General features: G+C 74.3%; 21 protein-coding genes. 4 read left to right on the forward strand and 17 right to left on the reverse strand.

The features are described 5' to 3' along the window. Positions 1 to 18: 18 nt before the first annotated feature. The 3 genes from JOE63_RS06100 to JOE63_RS06110 all read right to left on the reverse strand — a co-directional run bounded on the left by JOE63_RS06100 (position 19) and on the right by JOE63_RS06110 (position 3,449). Positions 19 to 789: a DeoR/GlpR family DNA-binding transcription regulator gene (locus JOE63_RS06100; protein ID WP_204539962.1), complete on the reverse strand. Its 771-nt coding sequence runs from the start codon at positions 787 to 789 to the stop codon at positions 19 to 21. Positions 790 to 822: 33 nt separating this feature from the next. Then, entirely contained in the window at positions 823 to 2,070 is a 1,248-nt protein-coding gene (locus tag JOE63_RS06105) for an ROK family protein (RefSeq protein WP_204539965.1), read from the reverse strand. Between the two features lie 137 nt (positions 2,071 to 2,207). Then, the gene (locus JOE63_RS06110) at positions 2,208 to 3,449 is read right to left on the reverse strand and encodes an ROK family protein (RefSeq protein WP_307839965.1); all 1,242 of its coding nucleotides are present in this window, start codon (positions 3,447 to 3,449) and stop codon (positions 2,208 to 2,210) included. 102 nt (positions 3,450 to 3,551) lie between these two features. On the opposite strand from JOE63_RS06110, the gene xylA reads away from it, so the two are divergent. Next, the gene (gene xylA / locus JOE63_RS06115) at positions 3,552 to 4,742 is read left to right on the forward strand and encodes a xylose isomerase (protein ID WP_204539970.1); all 1,191 of its coding nucleotides are present in this window, start codon (positions 3,552 to 3,554) and stop codon (positions 4,740 to 4,742) included. A 1-nt stretch (position 4,743) separates the two neighbouring features. Beyond that, the gene (locus tag JOE63_RS06120; RefSeq protein WP_204539973.1) at positions 4,744 to 6,336 is read left to right on the forward strand and encodes a xylulokinase; all 1,593 of its coding nucleotides are present in this window, start codon (positions 4,744 to 4,746) and stop codon (positions 6,334 to 6,336) included. Between the two features lie 82 nt (positions 6,337 to 6,418). On the opposite strand, the gene JOE63_RS06125 is transcribed toward JOE63_RS06120, so the two are convergent. Both JOE63_RS06125 and JOE63_RS06130 read right to left on the reverse strand, forming a co-directional pair. Further along, the gene (locus JOE63_RS06125) at positions 6,419 to 6,751 is read right to left on the reverse strand and encodes a hypothetical protein (protein ID WP_087471171.1); all 333 of its coding nucleotides are present in this window, start codon (positions 6,749 to 6,751) and stop codon (positions 6,419 to 6,421) included. 119 nt (positions 6,752 to 6,870) lie between these two features. After that, complete coding sequence (locus JOE63_RS06130; protein WP_087472786.1) at positions 6,871 to 7,332, reverse strand: tRNA (cytidine(34)-2'-O)-methyltransferase; 462 nt, start codon at positions 7,330 to 7,332, stop codon at positions 6,871 to 6,873. Between the two features lie 147 nt (positions 7,333 to 7,479). Here JOE63_RS06130 and JOE63_RS06135 point away from each other — a divergent pair, with 147 nt between their 5' ends. Continuing rightward, a complete protein-coding gene (locus tag JOE63_RS06135) occupies positions 7,480 to 7,875 on the forward strand; it encodes a YybH family protein (protein WP_307839966.1) in 396 nt (131 codons plus the stop codon). A 4-nt stretch (positions 7,876 to 7,879) separates the two neighbouring features. On the opposite strand, the gene JOE63_RS06140 is transcribed toward JOE63_RS06135, so the two are convergent. The 3 genes from JOE63_RS06140 to JOE63_RS06150 are packed head-to-tail and all read right to left on the reverse strand — an operon-like array spanning position 7,880 to position 10,604. Then, complete coding sequence (locus tag JOE63_RS06140) at positions 7,880 to 9,223, reverse strand: RNA polymerase sigma factor (RefSeq protein WP_204539976.1); 1,344 nt, start codon at positions 9,221 to 9,223, stop codon at positions 7,880 to 7,882. Beyond that, positions 9,220 to 9,639 carry a YciI family protein gene (locus JOE63_RS06145; protein ID WP_087471172.1) on the reverse strand — a complete coding sequence of 140 codons (420 nt, stop codon included), beginning with the start codon at positions 9,637 to 9,639 and terminating at the stop codon, positions 9,220 to 9,222. Before JOE63_RS06145 ends, JOE63_RS06140 begins: the two co-directional genes overlap by 4 nt. Before the next feature lie 47 nt (positions 9,640 to 9,686). After that, positions 9,687 to 10,604, reverse strand: a complete 918-nt coding sequence (locus tag JOE63_RS06150; RefSeq protein ID WP_204539979.1) for a LysR family transcriptional regulator — start codon at positions 10,602 to 10,604, stop codon at positions 9,687 to 9,689. A gap of 82 nt (positions 10,605 to 10,686) precedes the next feature. Here JOE63_RS06150 and JOE63_RS06155 point away from each other — a divergent pair, with 82 nt between their 5' ends. Next, positions 10,687 to 11,691: a DMT family transporter gene (locus JOE63_RS06155; protein WP_307839967.1), complete on the forward strand. Its 1,005-nt coding sequence runs from the start codon at positions 10,687 to 10,689 to the stop codon at positions 11,689 to 11,691. 42 nt (positions 11,692 to 11,733) lie between these two features. On the opposite strand, the gene JOE63_RS06160 is transcribed toward JOE63_RS06155, so the two are convergent. The 9 genes from JOE63_RS06160 to JOE63_RS06200 form a co-directional block, all read right to left on the reverse strand. After that, complete coding sequence (locus JOE63_RS06160) at positions 11,734 to 12,795, reverse strand: hydroxyacid dehydrogenase (RefSeq protein WP_204539981.1); 1,062 nt, start codon at positions 12,793 to 12,795, stop codon at positions 11,734 to 11,736. Beyond that, entirely contained in the window at positions 12,792 to 13,979 is a 1,188-nt protein-coding gene (locus JOE63_RS06165) for a dihydrodipicolinate synthase family protein (RefSeq protein ID WP_204539983.1), read from the reverse strand. Before JOE63_RS06165 ends, JOE63_RS06160 begins: the two co-directional genes overlap by 4 nt. Continuing rightward, complete coding sequence (locus tag JOE63_RS06170) at positions 13,979 to 15,046, reverse strand: NAD-dependent epimerase/dehydratase family protein (protein WP_157759585.1); 1,068 nt, start codon at positions 15,044 to 15,046, stop codon at positions 13,979 to 13,981. Before JOE63_RS06170 ends, JOE63_RS06165 begins: the two co-directional genes overlap by 1 nt. An 8-nt stretch (positions 15,047 to 15,054) precedes the next feature. Beyond that, on the reverse strand, positions 15,055 to 15,975 hold the full coding sequence (locus tag JOE63_RS06175; RefSeq protein ID WP_264031083.1) for a carbohydrate ABC transporter permease: 921 nt from the start codon (positions 15,973 to 15,975) through the stop codon (positions 15,055 to 15,057). Further along, positions 15,972 to 16,925, reverse strand: a complete 954-nt coding sequence (locus JOE63_RS06180; RefSeq protein ID WP_087471176.1) for a carbohydrate ABC transporter permease — start codon at positions 16,923 to 16,925, stop codon at positions 15,972 to 15,974. The genes JOE63_RS06175 and JOE63_RS06180 overlap by 4 nt, the downstream gene beginning before the upstream one ends. A 76-nt stretch (positions 16,926 to 17,001) precedes the next feature. Beyond that, a complete protein-coding gene (locus JOE63_RS06185; protein WP_087471177.1) occupies positions 17,002 to 18,276 on the reverse strand; it encodes an ABC transporter substrate-binding protein in 1,275 nt (424 codons plus the stop codon). Positions 18,277 to 18,394: 118 nt separating this feature from the next. Next, entirely contained in the window at positions 18,395 to 19,780 is a 1,386-nt protein-coding gene (locus JOE63_RS06190) for a Gfo/Idh/MocA family protein (RefSeq protein ID WP_204539985.1), read from the reverse strand. Between the two features lie 265 nt (positions 19,781 to 20,045). Next, the gene (locus JOE63_RS06195) at positions 20,046 to 22,265 is read right to left on the reverse strand and encodes a peptidase C14 (RefSeq protein ID WP_204539988.1); all 2,220 of its coding nucleotides are present in this window, start codon (positions 22,263 to 22,265) and stop codon (positions 20,046 to 20,048) included. 86 nt (positions 22,266 to 22,351) lie between these two features. Further along, a complete protein-coding gene (locus JOE63_RS06200) occupies positions 22,352 to 24,625 on the reverse strand; it encodes a peptidase C14 (RefSeq protein WP_204539989.1) in 2,274 nt (757 codons plus the stop codon). Positions 24,626 to 24,815: the final 190 nt, after the last annotated feature.

The raw sequence follows: 24,815 nt of genomic DNA on the forward strand, positions 1-24,815 counted from the left end.
CCGGGCCAGGGGCCGTCCTCAGGCGAGGACGATCTGGGCCGAGAGGTCGTAGAGGCGCCTCTTCTGGTCGGGCGGGACGAAGTCGGTGACGATCGCGTCGACCTCGGCGAGCGTCGCGAACCAGGCCGAGCCGTTGGCGCCCCACTTCGAGCGCTCGGCGAGGATCACGCTGCGGGCCGCCGAGCCGACCAGCGACCGGCTCGCGGCGGCGTCGTCGGCGGTCCGGGCGCTCAGGCCGTGCGTCGTGCTGATCCCCGCGACGTCGATGAACGCCATCGACATGGGGAGATGCGCGAAGGCCGACGCCGCCAGGGGGCCCACGAGCGTCCCCGACCCCAGGCGGGTGCCGCCCGTGACGATCGTCGTCAGCCGGGGGTCGTTCGACCGGTGCAGCGCCTCGGCGATCGGCAACGAGTTGGTCGTGACCGTGAGGGGACGCAGGGAGGGCGTCGCGGCGATGTGCACGGCGAGCAGCGTGGCCGTCCGGCCCGCGCCGATCGCGATGGAGGAGCCCGGCGCGACGAGCCCTGCGGCCGCCTCGGCGACGCCTTGCTCACGTTCCGCCGTCACGGCGTCCCGGTGGGCCGCGTGCCGCTCGTGCGCGCTGAGGTGGGGCGCGACGGCGCCCCCGTGGACCTTGCGGACCAGCCCCCGCGCCGCGAGGGCCGTGAGGTCGCGACGGATCGTCATGTCGGAGACGGCGAGATCCTCGGCGAGCTGGGTGATCCGGACGACTCCGAGGTCGTCGACCTCGCCGAGGATCCGCGACCGTCGTTCGGCGGCGAGCATCGGGGCGCCGCTCCGTCCGGGGTCCTGCACCGGTCAGCCCACGCGCGGGGCGTCGGCGCGCCCCGCACCGTCGGGCCCCAGGGCCGCGGTGCCCTCCGGCGTGGTGAGGGCGCGGAGATGGCGTTCGAGCACCAGCGTCGCCACCCCCAGGCTCGGCCTGTTCCCCCGGGAGTGGTCGACCTCGACGGACACGGCCAGCAAGGGCACGGAGAGGGCGTGGGCGGCGAGGTGCGGTCGCAGGCGCTCGAGCAGCGCGTCCCCGAGGTCTCGCGCGACCCAGCTCGAGAGGATGATGACCTCCGGGTTGAGCACGTTGACGATGCCGCCGAGGGCGATCCCGAGGTAGTAGGAGGTGCGCTCGACGGTCTCGACGGCTGCGCCGTCGCCCGCACGGTACGCCTCTGCCAGCGCCCGGACGGTGGCTGCCTGGTCCTCGCCGTGGAGGGCGGGGCTGTCGGGCGCGACCTCGCGCAGGGTCTGCAGGATCCCGCCGGCGCCGACGTAGGCCTCGACGCAGCCTCGAGACCCGCACCGGCACTGCCGCCCCCCGGCCACGATGACCGAGTGGCCCCACTCGCCGGCGCTGTCGGTCCGTCCGCGCAGGACGCGTCCGGAGAGCGCGGCGCCGAACCCGACGCCCGTGCCGAGGGTCACGATGACGACGTCCGTGGTCCCGTGCTCGGGCCGCGACCACAGCTCGGCGGCGACCGTCGCCTTCAACGGGTTGTCGAGGTGGAAGGGCGCGTCCGCGAGCCCGTCGAGCATCCGGAGGAGCTGGACGTTGCGCCAGCCCCAGTTCGGCGCGTGGACGGACGTGCCGCCGTCCCGGTCCAGCTGTCCCGGCACCGACAGCCCGACGCCGAGGAGAGGGTGCTCCCCGAGGGTTCCGAGCTCGCGCCCGAGGGCCTCGCGCAGCCGGCCGACCACGACCCGCGGGGTCCGGTCGTGGTAGTCGAGCTCCAGCTCGGTCGAGGAGACCGGGTCGAGCGCCGTCGTGAAGGTCTCGACGTGGACGTACGTCTCGGTGAGGTCGACCCCGAGCAGGCGCCCGTGGTCGGGGTCGAGGGCGAGCCGGGTCGTGGGTCTGCCTGCCGCCGGCTTGGCGCGGGCCGCCTCGCGGAGCACACCGTGGTCCAGCAGCTGGCTGCAGATGGTGGCGACGGTCTGGAAGCTGAGCCCGGTCAGGGCAGCGAGCTCGCGCCTGCTCGCGTCCCCGGACGCGCGCAACGTCCGGACGACGTCGTAGGCGTTGGCCATGCGGATGTCCGCGGCGGTGCGCATCCCTGCGCCCTCCTCTCGCCGTCGAGCCGTCGGTGCGGCACCCACTCTCGCACGCCGTCCGAGGGATAGCAAGAGTATTTTTCTAACCCTTGGAATAAACCGGATCAGGGGCAGCGAGGCCTCGGCGAGCGGACGGGTCAGTCGTCGGCGACCCAGGCGCTCGGGTCCTCGACGACGCCGCGCAGGACCTCGCGCGCGCCGCCGGTGAGGGCGGCGTGGTCGCCGACGGGGGCGGGGAGCAGTACGACGTCCGTCCACGGAGCGGCGAGGACGCGGACGCGCAGCTCGGCCTCGGCCGCGCTGCGCAGGTAGGGCAGGAGCGCGGGGTAGATGCCGCCGAGGAGGACGGTGTCGATGTCGACGAGGTTCACGTAGTCGGCGAGCGCGCTGCCGAGCGCGGTCCCGGCCTGCTCGACGGTGGCGAGCGCGGCGGGCTCCGCGGCGTCGAGCGCGGCGACGAGCGCCTCGGTGGGGGCGTCGACGGGCAGCCCCGCCCCGCGCAGGAGCGCGTCCTTGCCCGCGTACTGCTCGAGGCAGCCGGTCGCGCCGCAGCGGCAGCGCGGGCCGCGCGGGTCCACGACGACGTGCCCGACCTCGCCCGTCCACCCGTGGCGCCCGTGGAACAGGCGGCGGTCCACGACGATCGCGGACCCGATGCCGACGTCGCCCGAGACGTAGAGGTAGGTCGAGGGCGCCGGGTCGGACGCGGGGTCCGACGCGTCGTCGGGCACGACGCCGTGGCTCGCCTGGGCGAGCGCGGCGAGCTTGGCCTCGTTGCCGATCTCGACGGGGACGTCGGGGCCGAGCCCGAGGAGGGGGCCGGGGTCGAGATGGGACCAGCCGAGGTTGGGGGCGACCTCGAGCCGGCCCGCGCGCGTGTCGACGAGGCCGGGCAGGGCCAGACGGGCGCCCGCGACGGTCATGCCGTCGGCGCGGACGGTCGCGAGGAGGTCCTGCGCGATGCGTCCGAGCCGCGCGAGCACCTCGGCGGGGTCGCTGTCGTGGAGGTCGTCCGGGTCGACGTGCTCGGCGACGACGGCGCCGGTGAGGTCGAGCACGCGGCCGCCGAGGTAGTCGACGTTGACCTCGAGGCCGAGCCCGACGAGGGAGCGCGGCGCGGGCGCGAGGGGGACCGCGGGCCGGCCGGCGCGCTGCGGGGTGGCGGGCGGGAGCTCCGCGACGATGGCTGCGGCGACGAGGCGGTCGACGAGCGTCGAGACGGTCGCGCGCGTGAGGCCGCTGGACGCGGCGATGTCGGCGCGCGAGCACGGCTGGGCGGACTCGAAGACCGCGCGGGCGACGAGGGCGAGGTTGTGCTCGCGCAGCGTGGCCTGCCGGGCTGCTGGGGGACCCGTGCGGGTCGCGACGCTGCGGTTCACGGTCTTGACCTTACCGACCCGGGCGGATAAGTTCATCCGTACGACATAAATAGGCCGTCGGCGCGAGGATCGCGTCGCGGCCCTCTCGACGAGGAGACCACCGTGGCCGACGAGACCACCCGACACGACGCAGACATCAACTTCTCCTTCGGTCTGTGGACCGTGGGCTGGACCGCGCAGGACCAGTTCGGCAGCGCGAGCCGTCCCGCGCTCGACCCGGCCGAGTCCGTGCGCCGCCTGGCCGACCTCGGTGCGTGGGGCTTCACCTTCCACGACGACGACGTCGTGCCGTTCGGCGCCGACGACGCGGAGCGCACCAAGCGCCTCGACTCCGTGCGCCAGGCGGCGCAGGAGACCGGCCTGGTCATCGAGATGGTGACGACGAACCTGTTCAGCCACCCCGTCTTCAAGGACGGCGGCCTCACGTCGAACGACCGCGGCGTGCGTCGCTACGCGCTGCGCAAGGTGCTGCGCAACGTCGACCTCACGGCCGAGCTGGGCGCCAAGACGTTCGTCATGTGGGGCGGGCGCGAGGGCACCGAGTACGACGGCGCCAAGGACCTGCACTCCGCGCACGAGCGCTACGCCGAGGGCCTCGACCTCACCGCGGCGTACATCAAGGAGAAGGGCTACGACCTCAAGATCGCGCTCGAGCCCAAGCCGAACGAGCCTCGCGGCGACATCTTCCTGCCGACGATCGGCCACGCGCTCGGCCTCATCGCGAAGCTCGACAACGGCGACATCGTGGGCCTCAACCCGGAGACGGGCCACGAGCAGATGGCCGGCCTCAACTACACGCACGGCCTCGCGCAGGCGCTGTGGGCGGGCAAGCTCTTCCACATCGACCTCAACGGCCAGCGCTCGATCAAGTTCGACCAGGACCTCGTGTTCGGTCACGGCGACCTGCTCTCGGCGTTCTTCACGGTCGACCTGCTCGAGAACGGCTTCCCGAACGGCGGCCCCACGTACACGGGCCCGCGCCACTTCGACTACAAGCCGTCGCGCACCGAGAACGAGGTCGGCGTGTGGGACTCCGCGCGCGCCAACATGGAGACCTACCGCCTGCTCGCGCGCAAGGCCGCGGCGTACCGCGCCGACTCCCGCGTCCAGGAGGCGTTCGCGCACTCCGGCGTGTTCGAGCTCGGCCAGTCCACGCTGGGCGAGGGCGAGTCCGTCGCCGACCTGCTCGCGGACCGCAGCGCGTACGAGGAGTTCGACGTCGACGCCGCGGCGAACCGCGACTTCGGCTTCGTGCGCCTCAACCAGCTCGCGCTCGAGCACCTGATCGGCTGAGGTGACGACCGACCCCAGGACGTCCGACGCCGGCGGCGAGCGCACGCTCGTCGCCGGCGTCGACACGTCCACGCAGTCCTGCAAGGTCGTCGTGCGCGACGCCGCGACGGGCGTGCTCGTGCGCACGGGCTCGGCGAAGCACCCTGACGGCACGGAGGTCCACCCCGACGCGTGGTGGGACGCGTTCCGCGAGGCGGCGTCCGCGGCGGGCGGGCTCGACGACGTCGCGGCGCTCGCCGTCGGCGGCCAGCAGCACGGGCTCGTCGCGCTCGACGCGGACGGGAACGTCGTGCGCGACGCGCTCCTGTGGAACGACACGCGCTCGGCCCCGGCCGCGCGCGACCTGATCCGTGAGCTCGGCGAGGCCCGCCTCGCCGAGGGCGTCCCCGACGCCCACGACCGGGTCGAGTCCGCGACCGAGGCGGGCGCCCAGGCGTGGGCCGACGCGATCGGGTCCGTGCCGGTCGCCTCGCTGACGGTGACGAAGCTCCGCTGGCTGCGCGACACGGAGCCGGAGAACGCGGCGCGCGTCGCCGCCGTCGCGCTGCCGCACGACTGGCTCACGTGGCGCATCGCCGGGTACGGCCCGGCGGGCGACGAGTCCGCGCCGCTCGGCCCGGACCTCGACGCGCTCGTCACCGACGCGTCCGACGCGTCGGGCACCGGCTACTACGACGCGACCCGGGACGACGGGGACGACGGCCGGGGCGCGTACCGCCTCGACCTGCTGGAGCTCGCGTTCGGCTGGAGGGACGTCGTGCTGCCGCGCGTCGTCGCACCCTCGGCCGTGGCGGGCGTCGCGCACGCCTCGGTCGCCGGGAGCGCGGTCGAGGGCGGCACGCTGCTCGGCCCCGGCGCGGGCGACAACGCGGGCGCGGCCCTCGGCCTCGGCATGGTCGCGGGCGACGTCGCGGTGTCGATCGGGACGTCGGGCGTCGTGTCCGCGGTGACCGACGACCGCACCGCCGACGGGTCCGGGCTCGTCAACGGGTTCTCCGACGCGACGGGCCGCTACCTGCTGCTCGCGGTGACGCTCAACGCGAGCCGCGTCCTCGACGCGGCGCGCGCCGTCCTCGACGTCGACCACGCGGGGCTGTCGCGGCTCGCGCTCCAGGCGCCTCCCGGCGCGGACGGGCTCGTGCTCGTGCCGTACCTGGAGGGCGAGCGGATGCCCAACCGGCCGGACGCGTCGGGCACGCTGCACGGGATCCGGCTCGGCACGTCGACGCCGGAGCACCTCGCGCGCGCGTACGTCGAAGGCATGCTGTGCGGCCTCGCGGACGGGCTCGACGCGCTGCGGGCGCTCGGCGTCCGGGTCGAGCGCGTGCAGCTCATCGGCGGCGGCGCGCAGTCCGAGGCGGTCCGGCGCATCGCGCCGCAGGTCCTCGGCCTGCCCGTCACGGTCCCCGAGCCCGGCGAGTACGTGGCCGACGGCGCCGCGCGCCAGGCCGCGTGGGTCCTCGCCGCGCACCAGGCCGGCCCGGGGGCGGACGTCACCGCGCCCATCTGGGCCGCGTCGTCGGCCACGGTGGTCGAGGCCGACGCGGTCCCGGCCATCCGCGAGCAGTACGCGGCGGTCCGCGACCTCGTCTGACACGACCTCGCGACAGCAGGGAAGGGCCCGGCCCCCGTGAGGGGTCGGGCCCTTCGTGCGCCCACGACGGTGGGGAGGGCGGTCAGAGCACGCGGACGACGGGGCCCGTCACGCCAGCCTTGCGGCCCACCGCGGCGGCGCCGGTGACGCCCCAGACCGGTCCGGCGATCTCCACCGACGCGACGGACGTCGTCGAGACCGAACGGTTGAGGTTCATCCCGTACGCGTTGCCGTAGACCTCGAGCAGGACCCAGTCGCACGTGCCCGCGCTGACGGTGAAGACGTTGCCCGTCCGGGTCACGTCGAACGTGCAGGGGCCGCCGTCGTACGGCGCGGCTACCGCGGACGGTGCCACGGCGACGGCCGCGGCGACGAGGGCGGAGACGACCAGGGTGCGCTGGCGTGTGGTTCGCATGGAGCTCCTTCGCTCGGGGTGGTGGGCCTGCCCGGCCCGGTCCCAGTCCACCCCGGCGCGCCGTGCCCGGGCATCCGGGAAAACCCGGCTCGCGACCCGTACCCGGTACGCGGTCTCCCTCACGCGCCGCCGGTGAACCCCGTCTGCCGCCACGCCTCGTAGACGGCGATCGAGGCCGCGTTGGTGAGGTTGAGGGAGCGGCGCCCGGGGAGCATGGGGATCTTGAGCTGGTCGGTGATCCGCTCGTGGGCGAGCACGTCGTCGGGCAGCCCCGTCGGCTCGGGGCCGAACAGCAGGACGTCGTCCGGCCGGTAGGTCACGTCGGTGAACGACGTCGTCGCGCGCGTCGTGAACGCGAAGACCCGGCCGGGAAGGGTCGCGAGCGCGGCGTCCAGGTCCGCGTGGACCTCGACGGCCGCGAGGTCGTGGTAGTCGAGACCCGCGCGGCGCAGCTTGGGCTCGTCCAGGTCGAACCCGAGCGGCTCGACGAGGTGCAGACGCGCCCCGGTCACCGCCGCGAGGCGGATCGCGTTGCCCGTGTTGCCGGGGATGCGCGGCTCGTAGAACACCACGTGGGGCAGGGCCGACGGCGGTCGGGCGGCCGGGTCGGCGACGTGCGGCCGCCAGTCGGTGCGGGGGTCGGGGGTCTCGCTCACGCACCGATTCTCGCAGCGTCGCGGGACGGGTAGCGTCGGTGGGACCGTCGACGAACGATCGAGGAGGCTCCCGTGGCCGAGGCCGTCCACCGCGAGGCCGTGACGGCCTGGGTCGCCGCGTACGAGGTGGCGTGGCGCGCGAGCGACACGACCGCCGTCGGGCGGCTGTTCACCCCGGACGCGACGTACCTGCGCTCGCCCTACGACGAGGAGCCGCTGCGCGGCCACGAGGAGATCCGCGGCTTCTGGACCGCGGACGAGGGCGCGACCTTCAGGGTGACGGCGGAACCCGTCGCGGTCGAGTGGCCGGACGCGGTCGTGCGCCTCGAGGTCCGGTACCTCGCGCCGGAGGAGCAGGAGTACCGCGACCTGTGGGTGCTCCGGTTCGCGCCCGACGGGCGCGTGGCGCACTTCGAGGAGTGGCCGTACTGGCCCGGGAGGACGTACACGGCGTCCGACGGGTCGTAGCGCGTCACGCCCCGAGCGCGGCCGCCTTGCGGCGCAGCAGGTCCTGCTCGCGCGCGTTGGGGCACAGCCGCACGGCGAGCTCGTACTCCGCGCGCGCCTCCTCGACGCGGCCGAGGCGGCCGAGCAGCTCGGCGCGCACGCTCGGCAGGAGGTGGAACCCGGGCAGGCGGTCGGTCGCGACGAGCTCGTCGACGATCGGCAGCGCCGCCGCCGGGCCGTGCGCCATCGCCACGGCCACGGCCCGGTTGAGCTCGACCACGGGCGACGGCGCGAGCCGCCCCAGCGCCTCGTAGAGGAGCACGACGCGGTCCCAGTCCGTCTCGTCGACCGAAGGGGCCACCGCGTGGCACTCGGCGATCGCGGCCTGGAGGCCGTAGGCGCCGCGGCCGTGGCCGGGCGGCCCCACCGCGTCGGCGCGGGCGAGCGCCGCGCGGCCGCGCCGGATCGCGGACCGGTCCCAGTGCCGTCGGTCCTGGTCGGCGAGCAGGACGGGTTCGCCGTCGGACGTCGTGCGGGCGGGGAACCGCGCGGCGGTGAGCTCGAGGAGCGCGACGAGCGAGTGCGCCTCGTGCTCGTCGGGGACCAGGCCCGCGAGGACGCGCGCGAGCCGGAGCGCCTCGTGGGCGAGGTCGGGGCGCAGCCAGTCCTCGCCGGTCGTGGCCGTGGACCCCTCCGTGAAGATCACGTACAGGACGTGGAGGACGGAGCCGAGGCGCTCGCGCCGCTCGTCCGCCGGGGGGACGCCGAACGGCACGCCGGCCGCGGCGAGGGTCTTCTTGGCGCGCGTGATGCGGGCCTGGACCGTCGCGGTGGGCACGAGGAACGCGCGCGCGACCTCGTCGCTCGAGAGGCCGCCGACCACGCGCAGGGTGAGCGCGACGCGCGCCTCGGGCGAGAGCACCGGGTGGCACGCGACGAACATGAGGGCCAGCACGTCGTCGTCGACCTGGTCGGGGTCCCACGGCAGGTCGGCGCCCGCCCCGCCCGTGGGGTCCGACGGCGGCCCACCGGTCACGACGGCGCCCTCGCCCAGGCCGTGGGCGAGGGACGCGTAGCGCTCGTCGAGGGCGGCACGGCGGCGGAACGCGTCGATCGCGCGACGCCTGCCGACCGTGAGGAGCCACCCGGAGGGGTTGCGCGGCACGCCGTCGCGGGGCCACGCGACGAGCGCCTCGGCGAGCGCCTCCTGGGCGACGTCCTCGGCGAGCGCGAAGTCGCCGGTGTACCGGGCGAGCGCCCCGACGATCCGTGCGGACTCGATGCGCCACACGGCCTCGACCGCGCGCCGGCCCGGGTCGGTCTGACTCGGGCCGACACCCGGACCGGCGCCCGCGTCGGGCGCGCTCACAGCTGGCCGGTCGCCTCGCGCCACGCCCGCTCCTTGCGGATCCACTCGTTGTCCTGCGGGAACTCGTCGATGGTCGTGACGCGGCGGACCTCGACCTTGGCCCCGGGGCCGGAGTACGGGAGCCGCTTGGCCCACTCGACGGCCTCCTCCTTGGACGCGACGTCGAGGACGTAGTAGCCGCCGAACAGCTCCTTGGTCTCCCCGTACGGGCCGTCGGTCACGACGGGCACGTCGGCCGAGAGGTCGACGACCACGCCCTGCCCGGCGTCGTCCAGCCCCTCGGCCGCGAGCAGGACGCCCGCCCGGATGAGCTCGTCGTTGAACCGCCCGATGGTCTCGAGCATCTCGTCGAACGAGACGTCCTCGAACGCCGCCTGGCTCTCGTCGCTGCCACGCATGATGAGCATGTACTTCATCGTCGTCTCCTGGTGTCGGCGGGCCGGACCTCCCGACCCTCTCATCCTCAGGTCGAACGGGAACCCGCGAGATCGACACGAGCACCCGCGACCTCGTGGAGCGTGTCGAGGACGGCCCGGGCCGGGGGCGTTCCGACCACGGCGTCGCGCAGCACGGCGTGGATCGAGCGCACCGGTGCGGGCCGGACCACGGGGACGGCGAGCAGCCCGGGCGGCAGGTGCGCGGCGCCGAGAGCGGGCAGGACCGTGACCCCGACCCCGGCGCCGACGAACGCGATCGCCGTGGGATAGTCGTGCGCCTCGACGTGGAACGGCGGGCTGAACCCGGCGGCCGTGCACGCCTCGACGAGGTTGCGGCGGCACCAGCCGCGCGCGAAGTCGTTGTCGACCCAGCGCTCGTCGCGCAGCTCGACGAGCTCGACCTCGTCCCGGTGCGCCAGGTGGTGGTCGTCGCGCAGCACGACGACGTACGGGTCGTCGAGCAGGTGGTGCGTCCGGAACCCGCTCCCGGGGTCGAACCCGCGCGGCGCGACGACGAGCTGGACGTCCGCCCGCTCGTCGGGGTCGTCCGGGATGGTCTCGCGCAGCGACAGGTCGAGACGGACGCCGGGGAAGTCGGCCGTGAGCCGGCGCACGACGTGCGGCAGCCAGGCGGCGCCCACCGACGCGAAGTAGGCGAGCGAGAGCGAGCCGGTCCGTCCCGCGCGCAGGTCCGCGACGACGGCCTCGGCCTCGCCGAGGCGCGCGAGCACGCCGTCGGCCTGGGCCGCGAGCGCGAGCCCGGACGCGGTGGGCCGCACGCCGCGGCCGGCCCGTTCGAGCAGCGTGAGGCCGGTCTCGCGCTGGAGCGCGGCGACGTGCTGGCTCACGGCGGACGGCGTGTACCCGAGCGTGGCGGCGGCGGCCTGGACCGACCCGCTCGCGACGACGGAGCGGAAGATCCGCAGGCGGTGGACGTCCAGCATCCCCCCACGCTACAGCCAGACTGAATCGAGCGGAAGGAATCCGTGCTGGTGCTGAACGGTCCGGCGGCGCGACGATCGAGTGGTGACCGCACCCGAGACCGCCGCCCCGTCCGTCGTCGACCCGTCCGACGCCGCGCCGGGACCCCTTCCTGGCGCTGCGCCCGTGCCGAGGGCTGGGGTGCTGGTCGTCGCGGCCGTCGCCGTCACGGTGGTGCTGTGGGCGTCGGCGTTCATCGGCGTCCGCGCCGCCGGGCACGACTACGCCCCAGGCGCGCTCGCGCTCGGCCGCCAGCTCGCGGGCAGCGTCGGGCTCACCGTCATCGTCGCCGTGCGGTGGTGGCGGAGCGGGCGCCGGCCCGTCCTCCCGCGCGGTCGCGTGCTCGTCGCCGTCCTCGCGTGGGGCGTGGGGTGGTTCAGCCTCTACAACCTCGCGCTCAACGCCGCCGAGCAGCACCTCGACGCGGGGACGACGGCGCTGCTCGTCAACGTCGCGCCCGTCCTCGTCGCGGTCCTCGCGGGCCTGCTGCTCGGGGAGGGCTTCCCACGTCGCCTCCTCGTGGGCATGGCCGCGGCGTTCGCCGGGGTGGCCGTCATCGCCGCGGCGACGTCCTCGGGGGACCGCGACGTCGTCGGGGTCGCGCTCGGCCTCGCGGCCGCGGTCCTCTACGCGGGTGCCGCGACGTCGCAGAAGCGGCTGCTCGCACGCGTCGACGCGCTGACGATGACGTGGGTCGGGTGCCTCGCGGGCACCGTCGCGCTCCTGCCGTTCGCCCCGGCGCTCGCCGCCGACGCCGGGTCGGCTCCGGCGTCGTCCACGTGGGCCGTCGTGCTCCTCGGGCTCGGCCCGACGGCCGTCGCCTTCACGACGTGGGGGTACGCGCTCTCGCGCCTCAGCGCGGGTCGCGCGGCGGCGACCACGTATCTCGTCCCGCCGATCGTCGTGGTGCTGTCCTGGCTCGTGCTCGCGGAGGTCCCGGCGCCGGTCACCCTCGCGGGCGGCGCGCTGTGCCTCGCCGGGGTCGCGGTCGCGACGCTCCCGCGGCGGCGGGTCGGCCCGGCGCCGCGGGTGCCGGACGCCGGAGCCTGACCCGCCCCGGTGCGGCCCGCCTCGACACGGTCCGTCGCGGGCTCAGCCCATGCGGTCGAGGTCGGCCTCGCGCACCTCGTGGACCAGCGGCTCCCCGGCGCGGAAGCGGGCGAGCTCGTCGACGACGATCGCGCCCTGCCCGAGCCGGCCCTGCACGGTCGCGGCGGCGTGGTGCGGCGTGAGGAGCACGTTCCGCAGGCGGCGCAGCGGGTGGTCCTCGGGCAGCGGCTCGGCGTCGTAGACGTCGAGCGCGGCGCTGATCCGCCCGCTCGCGAGCTCCCGGACGAGCGCGTGCTCGTCCGTGAGCCACGACCGCGCGGTGTTGACCAGCCCGGCGTGGTCGGGCAGGAGCGCGAGCTCGTGCGCGCCCAGCAGGTGGTGGGTCTCGGGCAGGACGGGCGCGTGCAGCATCGTGACGCGGCTCGTCGCGAGGAGCTCGTGGAGCCCGACGAGCGTCGCGCCGAGCGCGGCGGCGTCGGCGGGGGAGAGGGTCGGGTCGGCGACCACGACCTCCGCGCCGAGCGCGCGCAGCACCGCGATCGCCGCGCGCCCGGTGCGCGACGCCCCGACGACGCCGACGCGCGTGCCCGCGATCTCGTACCGCGGGGGTGCGGCCTCCGCGTCGGCCCACGGGACGCCGTCGTGCAGGGCGTTGTGGAACGCCGGGACCTGGTGCAGCAGCGCGAGCGCGAACGTCACCGAGACCTCCGCGACCGGTCGCGCCATCGCCTGGCCCGCCTGCGTCACGCGGACCCCGCGAGCCCACAGCGCGGGCGTGACGAACGGCTTGACGGAGGCGCCCGTGTGCGCGACGAGCCGCAGCCCGGGGAGCCGGTCCAGGAGGTCTGCGTCCAGGGGCGGCGTGCCCCAGGAGATCACGAGCGCGTCGACACGCTCCCGCGCCGCGGGGCTCAGCCGGTCGAGCGCGGCGCCGAGCGCTCGCGGGTCGTCGACGACGTCGAACGGTCCCGCACCGGCCAGGCGCTCCCACGCGTCCGGGGCGAACAGCTCGGCGCGCAGCCACGGCGCGACCGCGACGACCGCGCGGGCCTCGGTTCCCGGACCAGGCTCCGCGACGGTCTCCACGCCGGGCGCGCCGGTCATCGCAGCCAGGCCTCGAGGTGCTCCGCGACGAGCGCGTCGTCCGCGGCGGCGAGCCACGGGTACGACGCCGTCACGCGCGTCAGCTCGTCGGCCTGCCCGGGGGAGAGGGTCTCGTCCGGATCGAGGCACCAGATGCCGGCGAGCAGGCCTTGGCGCCGCAGCACCTCGTGCACGCCCGCGATGACGCCCGCGAAGTCGTGCGCCGCGTCGAAGACGGCGGCGTTCGCGTCGGTGAGCCCGGCCGCGCGCGCGGTGAGGGTAGCGAGAGCGGCGGCGTCGGGCACGGTGACCTCGCCGTCGGGGCCGATGCCGTGCGCCGCGTGCGCGAGGGCCAGCGTCTCGACCGCGCCCCGGGTCCAGACCGCCCACTGCCCGAGCAGGCCGCCCGCGAACCGAGCCGTGAAGGTCGAGGCGCGCCCCTCGGCGTCCGTCACGGGGACGTCGAGGCGCTGCGTGAGGTCGGCGACGATCGCGTCGTCGTTGCCCGTGTACAGCGCGATCTCGTCGCCGCGACCCGACGCGGCGACGCCGCGCAGCACGTCGATCGTCCGGTAGCGGTGGAACGGCGCGGCCTTGATCGCGACGACCGCCTCGATCGACGCGTACTCGCGCCAGAAGCCGACGGACAGGCGCGGGCCACCGATCGCCTCCTGGAGGTAGAAGCCGATGACGGGCAGCACCTCGCCGACGGCGCGGGCACGGTCGAGCAGCACGCGCTCGACCTCCTCGCGCGAGCCGGTGAGGCCCGGCACGCGGGGGGCGAGCAGGACGGCGTCGTACCCGAGGCTCGCGGCGAGCTCCGCCTCGGCCACGGCCTGCCGCACGTCGCCGGCCGCGCCCGCGACCTGGACGAGCGGGCGGGGCCCGGCGTGCAGCGAGCCCGCGGGCGCGTCGCCCGCGACGGTCGCGCGCGAGACCTCGGCCGCGAGCTCGAGCACGGGCCGCAGGAGCCCGTGCTCGCGGATCTCGAACTGCGTCGTGTGGACGCCGACGGCCACGCCGCCCGCGCCCGCCGCGTGGTAGTACCGCGTGAGCGCGCGCTGGCGACGCTCGTCGAGGCGGCGGTCCGCGTCGAGCGCGAGGGGCTGGGCCGGGATGACGGTCCCGGCACGCAGGAGCGCGGCGACGTCGTCCGCGAGGCGCGGGGTGGCCGGCGCCGCGGCGGGGGTGGTGGGGGCCGTCATCAGAACGCCCCGTCGCGCACGGCGAACTTCGTCGGCTTGCCGCTCGTCGGCAGCCCGGCCGCGAGCCACTGCGCCTGCCAGTCCACGAGCGTGCGCAGCGGCACCTGCGGGTAGCCGAACAGCTCGTGGCAGCGCGTCGCGTCGTTGAGCAGCGCCGTCGGGGCGGGCTCGCCCGTGAACGAGACCTCGCGGTCGAGGCCGCGGCCGAGGAGCTCCGCGAGGCGCCGCACCGACGCCGTCTCCGGTCCGGTGAGGTTGATCGCCGTCGCGGGCGACGACGCGAGCGCGAGCGAGCGCAGCGCGACCTCGTTCGCGTAGCCCTGCCACACGACGTTGACGTGCCCGGTGGTGAGGTCGACGGGCTCGCCCGCGAGGATCGGCGACGCGACGTCGAACAGGACGCCGTAGCGCAGGTCGACGGCGTAGTTGAGGCGGATCGTCACGACCTTTGTGCCGCGCGAGAGCGCGGCGTGCTGGAGCACGCGCTCGCGGCCGAGGCAGCTCATCGCGTACTCGCCGACCGGCCCGACGGGGTGCTCCTCGGAGCACCCGCCCGACTCGACGGGCACGAGCGGGTAGACGTTCCCGGTGGAGAACGCCGCGATGGTCGAGTCGGCGTAGCGGCGCGCGACGTCGTGCACGAGGGCCGCGTTCGCCGCCCACGCGAGCGACGGGGCGGACGACGTGCCGAACTTGGCGCCGACCATGTAGACGACGTCCGCGCCGTCGGGGAGGGTGGCGAGGTCCGCGTCGGGCGCGAGCAGGTCGGCCGCGACGACGTTCACCCCGGCGTCGCGCAGGCGGTCGGCCTGCGCGGCGTCGGACCACCGCGAGACGGCGTGCACGGCGTCGCCCGTGCGCCCGGCCGCGTCGAGCGCCCGGCGGGCGAGGACGGTGAGGCTCGGGCCCATCTTGCCGCCCGCGCCGAGGATGACGAGGTCGCCCGAGCGGGCGGCCAGGTCCTCCACGAGGGCGGGCGACGGCGTCGTGAGCAGCTCCTCGAGCTCCGCGACGGACGTCGGGGCCTTGAGGGCGGCCGGGGCGGTGGTGCTGGTCTGCGTGGTCATGTGGTGAGTCATCCCTTGATGCCGGACGAGGTGACGCCCTCGACGAAGAAGCGCTGGGCCACGAGGTACGAGGCGAAGATCGGAACGAACGAGATGGTGGCGCCCGCGAGCACCATGTTGAGCGGCACGTCCTGCTGCTGGAGCGAGGCGATGCCGACGGTCAGCGTCCAGTGGTCTGTGCCCTGGCCGATGATGAGCGGCCACAGGAAGTCGTTCCAGTGCCACAGGAAGACGAACGTGCCGAGCGTCGCGAGGATCGGCTTGCACAGCGGCAGCACGATGCGCAGGAAGATGCGCCACTCCGAGGCGCCGTCGAGCTTCGCGGCCTCGAACAGCTCGTCGGGCAGGTCGAGGATGAACTGCCGCATGAGGAACACGGCCTGAGCGTTCGCGAGCGTCGGCAGGATCAGGCCCCAGTACGTGTCGAGCCCGCCCGCCTGGGCGATGAGGATGAAGGTCGGGATGAGGGTCACGTGGTACGGGACCATGACCATCGCGAGGAACGACCAGAACATCGCCTCGCGCCCGGGGAACTTCTTCTTCGCGAACGCGTAGCCGGCCATCGACGCGAGCAGCAGCACCGCGACGACGGACACGACCGAGTACACGAGCGTGTTGACGAGCCAGGTGCCGATGTTGCCCGCGCCGAGCACGCGGTCGTAGGCCTCGGTCGTGAGGTTCGTCGGCAGCAGCGACGCGGGGAAGTCGATCGCGGCGGCCGGCTTCAGCGACAGCACGACCATCGCGTAGAACGGGAAGATCGTCACGACGGCGGCGAGCGAGAGCACGACGTAGCGCAGCACCTTGCCGCGCAGCGACAGGTCGCTCGCGCCCTTGCGGCCGCGCCGGCGGCGGGTGGCAGTGGGGCGCACCGGCAGCGCGGCCCCCTCGAGCACGCGCTCGGTGGTGGTGGGGTCGGCGGCGGTCACTTGTCCCTCCCGATGGCGTAGCGCTGGATGAGGGCGACGACGAGCGTGACGACGAACAGCGCGACGCCGAGCGCGCTCGCGTAGCCGAGGTCGAAGTACTTGAAGCCCTGGTCGTAGATGTAGAAGACGAGGTTGTAGCTCGCCCGCGCCGGTCCGCCGGCGGTCATCACGTAGACGAGGTCGAAGATCTGGAACGACGCCGTCGTCTCGATGACGGCGAGGAAGAAGAGCGTGGGCTTGAGCTGGGGCGCGATGATGAACCAGAACCGCTTCCACGGTCCGGCGCCGTCGATCGCGGCGGCCTCCTCGAGCTCGCGCGGCAGGTCCTGCATGCGGGCGAGGAGGATGAGCATCCCGTACCCGAAGCGCGACCAGATCGCGACCATCGCGAGCGCGGGGAGCACGAGCAGCGTGTCTCCGAGCCACGAGTCGGTCGAGAACCCGAGCGCCCCCATGAGCTTGGACCACGGGCCGTTCGTGGAGAACACCCAGGTGAACACGGTCGCGGCGAGCACGAGGCTCGTGACGACGGGCAGGAAGAACACCGACCGGTAGAAGCCGGAGCCGCGGAACGAGCGGCGCACCATGAGCGCCATGAACGTCGAGATCGCGAGCGACACCGGGACGATGAGCAGGCTCAGCACGACCGTGACGCGCAGCGCCGACCAGAAGATCGGGTCGTCGACCATGCGTCGGAAGTTCTCGACGCCCGTCCACTCGGCGCCGACGCCGATGGTGTAGTCGAAGAAGCTCAGCGCGACGCCCGCGATGGCGGGGCCGAACCGGAACAGCAGGAACAGCAGGAACGCGGGGAGGGCGAACAGCAGGCCGATCCTCGCCTCACGGCGCTCCAGGACGCGGCGGGTGCCGCCGCGCGGGGGCGTCGGCGCCGGGCGCCGGTCGGCCCCGTCGGCGGTGAGCCCGTCCGAGGTGGGGGCGGTCGCGGTCATGGGTTCTCCTCTCGTACCGCGAGGGGTGCCGCGGCGCGGGCGGCCAGGGGGAGGGCCGCCCGCGCCGCGACGTCGGTCAGCCGAGCAGCGGGTCTGCCGCCGCGGCCGCGTCCTTCAGGGCCTGCTCGGGCGTCTTCTCGCCGATGAGCGCGGCCTGGATCTCCGGGGCGAGGACGCCCATGACCTCACGGGACTTCTCGTTGACCTCGCCCGCGGTCGTGTACTGGAGCGTGTCCTCGAGCGCCGAGAGCACCGGGTCGTCGGCGTAGAGGCCCGACTCGCTCTCGTACGGCGAGAACCAGCCCGCCGCCTTCGCGTACTCGGTGCTCACCGCGGGGGAGGTCGCGAACGCGGCCCACTTGCCCGCGGCGTCGAGGTTCTCCGCCGTCTTCAGCACGGACAGCGAGCCGACCGTGCCGAACGCGACCGCCTCGGCCTGCTTGAGCGGCGGGAGCACGACGACGTTCTCCTCGCCCCAGAAGCCCGCGACGTCGGCCGGGCCCTGCTGCCAGGTGCACGCGATCTTGCCCTTGGCGGTGTTCGTCTGCTCGAACGCGGGGATCGTCGTCAGCAGGTCCTTCTCGATGTACCCGCCCTCGGCGAGGTCGACCGCGAACTGGAGGGCCTCGATGCCCTCGGGCGAGTCGAACGCGACCGACGAGCCGTCCTCGGAGAAGACGGACCCGCCCGCCTGCCACAGCAGCGGGTAGAAGGACTCGTTGAGCGTCGCGTCGACCGAGCCCCAGTAGTTGGTGACGTCGTAGCCGGCGGCCTGGAACGTCGGCGCGAGCGCCATGAGGTCGTCCCACGTCTCCGGGTAGTTGCCGGCCTCGCCGACGGCCTCGAACGCCGCGGCGTTGCACACGAGCGGCTTGCTGTTCATGATCAGCGGCGAGCCGAGCATCGCGCCGTCGACCGTGACGGCCTTCGACGCGTTCTCGCGCAGGTCGCCCACCTGGTCCGTGACGTAGTTGTCCACGGCGGCGAGGGACTTGCCGTACTTCGGGATCTGGTCCGGGATGAGGTAGACGACGTCAGGGCCCTTGTTGCCCGCGATGGCCGTCGCGAGGGTCTCGTCGCGACCGGCCCACGGGTAGATCTCGACCTTGACGTCGACGTCGGGGTTCTCCTCCTGGAAGGCGGCGATCTGCTCGTCCCAGAAGGCCTTGTGGGCGGCCTCGTCGGCGATGACGGGGTACGTCCACATGGTCACGGAGCCGGACGCGGCGCCGTCCTCGGGGGTGGGGGTGGAGCTGCCGGCGCCGGCACCGCCGGCGCAGGCGCTCAGCGCGCCGAGCGTGCCGACCGCGAGAGCGGCGGTCCAGAGGCGCTTCGTCGTGCGCAGGGTCATCGACGTGTCTCCTTGGTGAGGTCCCGCCGGGGTGGGCGGGTGGGGGGTGGGGTGGTGCTGTGCTGTGCGGTGTGGTGCTGTGGAGGTGCGGGGTGGTGCGGTCGTCGCGCCGGACGCGTCAGCGGGCCGGGACGTCGACGACGGTGCGCCGGTGGCGCGACTCCTCGGCCGCGAACACGGCGAGGTGGCTCTGGAGGGACTCGACGGCGCCCGACCGGACGTGGCTCGGGTCGCCCGTCGCGACGGCGCGCACGAACGCGTCCATGACCCCCGAGTCGCCGCCGCCGTGGTCGTCGGCGGCGTTGGTGGCACCGTGGTGGCCGCCGTCGTGCACGGTGATGCTGCCGTCGCGGAAGTCGGTGACGCGGACCTTCTCGCCGTCGCCGTCGAGGCAGCCGTGGGTGCCGAAGATCTGGGTCTTGCGGTGGTCCTGCTCGGAGAACGCGGTCATGGTGAACGTCGCCGCGCCGCCGCCCTCGAGCTCCATGGCGACGACCTGGTGGTCGACGACGTCGTTGTCGGAGTCGTAGACGCAGCGGCCGTAGTCGGTGGTGCGCAGCGCCTCGACGACGCCCGCCTCGTCGGTCGCGTCCGTGATCACGGAGACGGGCCAGATCGGGCCCTGCTCGCGCAGCGTCGTGAGGTACAGGCGCGGCGCCGAGTACGGGCACGTGGGCTCGAGCGGGCAGTCCAGGCAGCGGTCCGCCGCGCCCGCGGGGCGCTCCTCGGGCCGGAAGTGCTTCAGGGAGCCGAAGCTCGCGACCGTCGCGATCCGCTTGCCGGTGACGTAGCGGATCCAGTCGAGGTCGTGGCTCGACTTCGCGAGGAGCATCGGGCTCGACGTCTTCTCCGAGCGCCACGGGCCGCGCACGTACGAGTGGGCGTCGTGCCACCAGCCGACGGGCTCGAGGTGCTGGACGTTGACGATCTCGCCCAGGACTCCCGAGTCGACGACCGACTTCACGAGGTCCGTGTACGGCATGTAGCGCATGACGTGGCAGACGCCGAACAGCACGCCCGACGCCTCGACCGCGTCCACGACGTCCCGGCACTCCTCCGGGCTCGGCGCGAGCGGCTTCTCGACGAGGATCGCGTACCCCTGCGGCGCGAGCGCGACGACGGGGTCGCGGTGCTCGCGGTCCTGCGTCGCGACGATGACCATGTCCGCGAGCCGACCCGTGCCCCCTGCGGCCCGGTCGGCGTCGCCCGCGGCGACGAGGTCCTGCCAGCCGGCGAACTCCGTGACCTGCGGGAGCTCGGCACCCGGCCCGACAGCGTGCGCCGCGCCCGGCTCGGCGCCCGAGGCGAGGGCGTGGGCCGCGGAGAGGCCGGCCTGCGCGGCGACGGCCTGGTCGACGACGAGGCCGCGCTGGTGGGGTCGGGGGTCGGCGACGGCGACGAGACGGGCGCGGTCGGGGTGCTCGGCGATCCAGCGCGCGTACGTCTGACCACGGTTCCCGGCGCCGACCAGGGCGACGGTGACAGGCTGGGGGTTCGGGGTCACGTGTGCGGTCCTTGCTCCGTTGCGATGGTCCTGCGGGGCGGGGGTCTCCCGGCCCTGGCAGGCCTTGTTTGCTATTTGCTATAGCAAGCCTGCCATGCCGATGTTACGCCAGATCGGCGCTCGTGTTAACTCGCGCACGACGCGATGCGGAGTTGTGACCTTCGTGCCGCGGCTCCCTCCGGCTGCCGAACCCGGGATCGCTCCCCAGGGTGAAGTCGTCCCGGGAGCGATCCCGGGTTCGGCGGGTGGTGCCTTCGGGCTCGTGTCAGACGACGAGGTTGCCCGTCGTGACGACGCGGTCGCCGTCCTCGGGGAACGCCGTGCGCGACACGCCCTGCTCGACGTTGCCGCTGTGCAGGGCGTACGAGTCGCCGCCCAGCGCGGACGGCGCGAGCGCGAGGGTCCCGCCCGCGAAGGTCGAGCCCGTGGCGGACCACTTGTTGATACCGGCGTCTAGGTTCACGTGTCCAGTGTCACCCGACGACGCGGTGCTCCGGACGCCGTCGAGCGCCCACGTGACCGGCTTGTCCGCCTTCGCCCGGCGCAGGAAGCCGCCGCCGGCGGGCTTCCCCTCGAGCCGGGCGCCGCCGTCGAGCCGGATCGTCTGCTCCGCGGCGCCCGCCGCGACGAGCGCGACGTTGCGCACGACGCCGCCGCGCACCGTGAGGTCGCCGCTCGCCGTCACGGTCCCCTCGCCCTCGGCCGCCTCGAGCGTGCACGCGTCGAGCACGACGGCGCCCTTCCCGGCGAACGACGCGTTCTTCAGCCCGTTCAGGGTGGTGCGCACGAGGTGCACCGGGTTCGTGACGTTCGCCTGGGTGATCGCGGTGTCCGGCAGGACCGCGAAGCGCGACCCCTCGATGACGTTGGGCCGCTTCGACAGCGCCGAGGCCTGGGAGATGATCAGGGTGTCGTCGGCCTGGCAGCCGCGCAGCTGCACGCCGTCGGCGTTGACCCACAGCATCCCCGAGCCCGCGAGGCCGTCCTTGCGGATCACCTGCACGTCCTCGAGCGTGAGGTCGGTGACCTTGACGCGCGCGACGAACCACGAGCACACGTGCCGCGTCACCGTGATGCGCTTGGCCGCGCCGCCCCAGGCCGCGCCCGAGTTGGCGAACGTCATGAGGCCCGAGTTCCCCACGTACGTGAGGTCGTGCTCGTACTGGCCGTGCGTGACGAACGGGCCCTGGTCGTCGCCGTCGCCGTGGCAGTTCTCCACGAGCCCGTACGACGACGCGGTCCAGTCGTTGAGGTGCCGCGCGTTGGTCGTGTGGCAGTCGACCACGTGCCCGTAGTTGCAGTAGATCTGCTGCGTCAGGTAGCCCGCGCCGCCCCACGTGACCGACGCCGGGTTGGTCAGCGAGCAGCCCGCCGTGCGGAAGAACGTGCTCCACCGGCGCATGACGAGCGGCCAGAACGTCGCGACGCCGTGCACGTTCTCCACGTCGCAGCGCACCGCGTACTCGTAGGCGATCGGGTGCGAGCCGGTGTACTGGTCGCCGTCCGGCCGGCCGCGGAACGCGAGGTTGCGGACGTGCACCTGCTCGACGGGCTCGACGCGCGTCCACGTGAGCGTCCGGCCCTTCGCGAGCGACCAGCCCGCCTTGTAGTTGACGCGCACGTGGGTGGCGTCGACGATCTGCGTGATCTGGACGAGGCGCTGGAGCTCGCGCTCCCACCGGCCGGCGAGCGCGTTGACCTCGACCGCGTACCACTGGCCTACCTCGAACTGCGACGAGTCCGCGACCTCGTAGTCGTCGCGCAGCTCCGGCATCGTCGCCGAGAGGGTGTGCGTCCGGACGTCGTCCGTGACCTTCCCGCGGAAGAACAGCACGGCCGCGAACGGGTCGTCCTGCCCGGCGTCCTCGATGCCCTCGGTGGTCATGAGGTGGTTGCCGAAGTCGAGCTCGAGGTTCGAGCGCGTGAACGTGTGGCGCCGCGTGAAGTTGAGATCCGTGTGCGCCTCGACGCGCGTGACGCTCGGGTCGTTCACGAGGGCGTCGAGCGCGTCGTCGGCGGGGTTCTCGGGGCCGAAGAGGCCGAACCAGCGGAAGTCTCCGGTGCCGGTGTGCAGGGTGTGCCAGCGGCCCTTGGCTCCCGCGTCCTGCGGGGCGAGGACGGTGCCGCCGTTGGCGGCGGCGGTGGACCTCGCGTCATAGCGCAGGAGCCGGGCGGCGCCGTCGCCGGGGGTCGCGTGGCCGAGGAGCTGGGCGACGGTGCCGTCGTCGAGCTTCTTGGCCTTCCAGCCCGTGAGCTCGGCGACGGTGGCGGCGACGAGGACCTCGGCGTCGGGCTTGTCGTCCTTCTTCGCCGCGAGCGGCGCGCCGACGAGGGGCGCCGCGTGCGCGCTGCCGCTGCCGAGGGCGACGGCGCCCGCGGCGAGGGAGGCGATGCCGGCGACGCGCAGCAGGTTGCGCCGCGAGGGCGGCTGGGCGGCCTCGCCCGGCGCGGCCGTCGTCGGCTCGGTCGTGGTCTCGAGGGTCATGGGGGTGTCCTTTCGTCGGCCCGGCGCGACGGCGCGGGTGTCGGTGGGGAGGCGGGAACAGGGTGCCCGGGCGTCGCCCGGGCGGGTCACACGGTGAGGTTCGCGTCGACGAGCACGCCGTCGCCCGCGGTCGGCAGCCCCGCGCGGTCGACGCCGGTCTCGACGTTGCGGGCATGGAGGACGCGCACGCCGTCGGGCAGGTCGAGGCGACCGCCCGTGAACCGCGACCCGGTCGCGGCGTAGCGGTCGCCGGGGCGCAGCGCGACGTGCGCGGTGCCGTCGGCGGCCCGCAGATCGGCGCCGCGGAGCGTGACGTCCACGGCCCCCGCGCCGGTCCCGCGCGAGACGAGGGCCCCGGCCGTCGTCGTGCCCGCGGCCCGGACGCCGTCGAGCACGAGCCGCTGGTCTCGCGCGCCGCTGAGCCGCACGCCCACGCCCTGCCACGACCCGCCCGTGACGGTGACGTCCGCCGAGCCGAGGTCGACCGGGGCAGCCGGGGCGTCGTCCGTGCCGCCGACGAGCTCGCAGTCGGTGAACGTCACGGGACCGGCGCCGCGCAGGATCGTGCCGTCCACGCCCGTGATGCGGGTGCGGACGAAGTGCACGGGGTTCGTCACCGGCGTCTGGTGCAGCACGGACCCCGCGGGCAGCGCGAACGCGCAGTCCTCGACGACCGTCGGACGCCGCGACAGCGACGACCGCTGCCCGACGGCGAAGAAGCCGGCCGTGCAGCCGCGCACCTGCGCGCCGTCGGCGTTGATCGTGAGCGTGGCCTGCGGGTCGAACGTCGAGCGCGCGACGACGTGCACGTCCTCGAGCGTCAGGTCGGTGATCTTGGTGCCCGCGACGAACCACGAGCACGTGTGGTGCTTGACCGTGATGCGCTTGGCCGCCGTGCCCCACTGGCCGCCCGAGTTGGCGATGTCCATGAGCCCGCTGTTGCCGACGAACACGAGGTCGTGCTCGTACTGGCCGTGGGTCGTGAAGGGGTTGCCGCCCTGGTCGTCGCCGTCGCCGTGGCAGTTCTCCACGAGGCAGTACGCCGACGCCGTGAGGTCGTTGAGGTGCCGCGCGTCGTGGCTCGTGCAGTCGGAGACCCGCCCGTACAGGCAGTAGATCTGCTGCGTGAGATACCCGGCGCCGCCGTAGAACACCGTCGGCGGGTTGGCGACCGAGCACCGCTCCGTGACGAAGTGGGTGTTCCAGCGCCGCATGATCACGGGCCACCACGTGCGGTGGCCGTGGACGTCCGAGACGTCGCAGCGCACCGCGTACTCGAACGCGACGGGGTGGGAGCCGGTCATCTCGCGGTCGTCGGGCAGCTCGCCGTTCGCCGGGCCGTCGAAGGGCCCGGAGCCGTGGAACGTCATCGCGCGCACGTGCACCTGCTCGACGGGCTCGACGCGCGTCCAGGTGAGCACGCGCCCGGCGGGCAGCTCCCAGCCGTTCTTGTAGTCGACGCGCACGTGCGTGGCGTCGAGCACCTGCGTGACCTGGACGAGGCGCTGGAGCTCGCGCTCGTCCCCGCCACCGCCGGGGCGCTCGTCCGAGCGCAGCGCCCACCACTGCCCGACGGCGAACGCGTCCGCGTCCGCGACCTCGAAGACGTCGGCGAGGTCGGGGAGCGTCGCGGCGAGCGTGCGCTGCTGCGTCTCGTCGGTCACGCGCCCCTGGAAGAACAGGACCGCGCCGAACGGGTTGTCGTGGGCGTTGCGCTCGATGCCCTCCGTCGTGACCGTGTTCCCGCCGAAGTCGAGCTCGAGGTTCGAGCGGGTGAACGTGTGGCGGCGGGTGAAGTTGAGGTCGGTGCGGGCCTCGATGCGGGTGATGCTGGGGTCGTCGACGAGGGCGTCCAGGGCATCGTCGGCGCTGCCGGCGGGGTCGTCGGGGCCGAAGAGGCCGAACCAGCGGAAGTCGGCGGTGCCGGTGTGCAGGGTGTGCCAGCGGCCCGTGGCGCCTGCGTCCTTCGGGGCGAGGACGGTGCCGCCGTTGGGGGTGGCGGTGGACTTCGCGTCGTAGCGCAGGAGGCGTGCGGCGCCGTCGCCCGCGGTGGCGTGGCCGAGGAGCTGGGCGACCGTGCCGTCGTCGACCTTCTTGGCCTTCCATCCGGTGAGCTCGGCGACGGTGGTGGCGACGCGGACCTCGGTGTCGGGCTTGTCGTTCTTGCCCGTGGGGAGCGTTTCGGCGAGGGGTGCGGCGTGGGCGCTGCCGCTGCCGAGGGCGACGGCGCCCGCGGCGAGAGAGGCGATGCCGGCGACGCGCAGCAGGTTGCGCCGCGACGGGGGCGGAGCGTCGACCGCCGGCTCGGGCTGGCCGAGGGTCGGGGGCGCGGGGCGGGTGTGGGATCGGGGAGTGGACAACTCGGGCACCCTTCGGGACGTCGGGAGGACGCCGTGCGGGCGGGCGACGCGAAGGCTCCTGCGGCCCGGGGCTGCGGGGTGTTCCGGGGGAGCGGTGCTGCGGGGGTCGTGCGGTTCCGGTGCTGGGTCGGGGTCAGCGGGTTCGTGCGCGTCGTTGCGACGGTGAACCGGACTCTCGGAGACTAGCCAA

The sequence above is a fragment of the Cellulosimicrobium cellulans genome (assembly GCF_016907755.1).
Taxonomy (GTDB): domain Bacteria; phylum Actinomycetota; class Actinomycetes; order Actinomycetales; family Cellulomonadaceae; genus Cellulosimicrobium; species Cellulosimicrobium cellulans_D.

Bases quoted from the DNA above. Each gene is read 5' to 3' on its own strand.
- JOE63_RS06100 (WP_204539962.1), bottom strand. From the start codon at position 789: ATGCTCGCCGCCGAACGACGGTCGCGGATCCTCGGCGAGGTCGACGAC.
- JOE63_RS06105 (WP_204539965.1), bottom strand. From the start codon at position 2,070: ATGCGCACCGCCGCGGACATCCGCATGGCCAACGCCTACGACGTCGTC.
- JOE63_RS06125 (WP_087471171.1), bottom strand. From the start codon at position 6,751: ATGCGAACCACACGCCAGCGCACCCTGGTCGTCTCCGCCCTCGTCGCC.
- JOE63_RS06145 (WP_087471172.1), bottom strand. From the start codon at position 9,639: ATGAAGTACATGCTCATCATGCGTGGCAGCGACGAGAGCCAGGCGGCG.
- JOE63_RS06150 (WP_204539979.1), bottom strand. From the start codon at position 10,604: ATGCTGGACGTCCACCGCCTGCGGATCTTCCGCTCCGTCGTCGCGAGC.
- JOE63_RS06160 (WP_204539981.1), bottom strand. From the start codon at position 12,795: ATGACCGGCGCGCCCGGCGTGGAGACCGTCGCGGAGCCTGGTCCGGGA.
- JOE63_RS06165 (WP_204539983.1), bottom strand. From the start codon at position 13,979: ATGACGGCCCCCACCACCCCCGCCGCGGCGCCGGCCACCCCGCGCCTC.
- JOE63_RS06170 (WP_157759585.1), bottom strand. From the start codon at position 15,046: ATGACCACGCAGACCAGCACCACCGCCCCGGCCGCCCTCAAGGCCCCG.
- JOE63_RS06180 (WP_087471176.1), bottom strand. From the start codon at position 16,925: ATGACCGCGACCGCCCCCACCTCGGACGGGCTCACCGCCGACGGGGCC.
- JOE63_RS06185 (WP_087471177.1), bottom strand. From the start codon at position 18,276: ATGACCCTGCGCACGACGAAGCGCCTCTGGACCGCCGCTCTCGCGGTC.
- JOE63_RS06195 (WP_204539988.1), bottom strand. From the start codon at position 22,265: ATGACCCTCGAGACCACGACCGAGCCGACGACGGCCGCGCCGGGCGAG.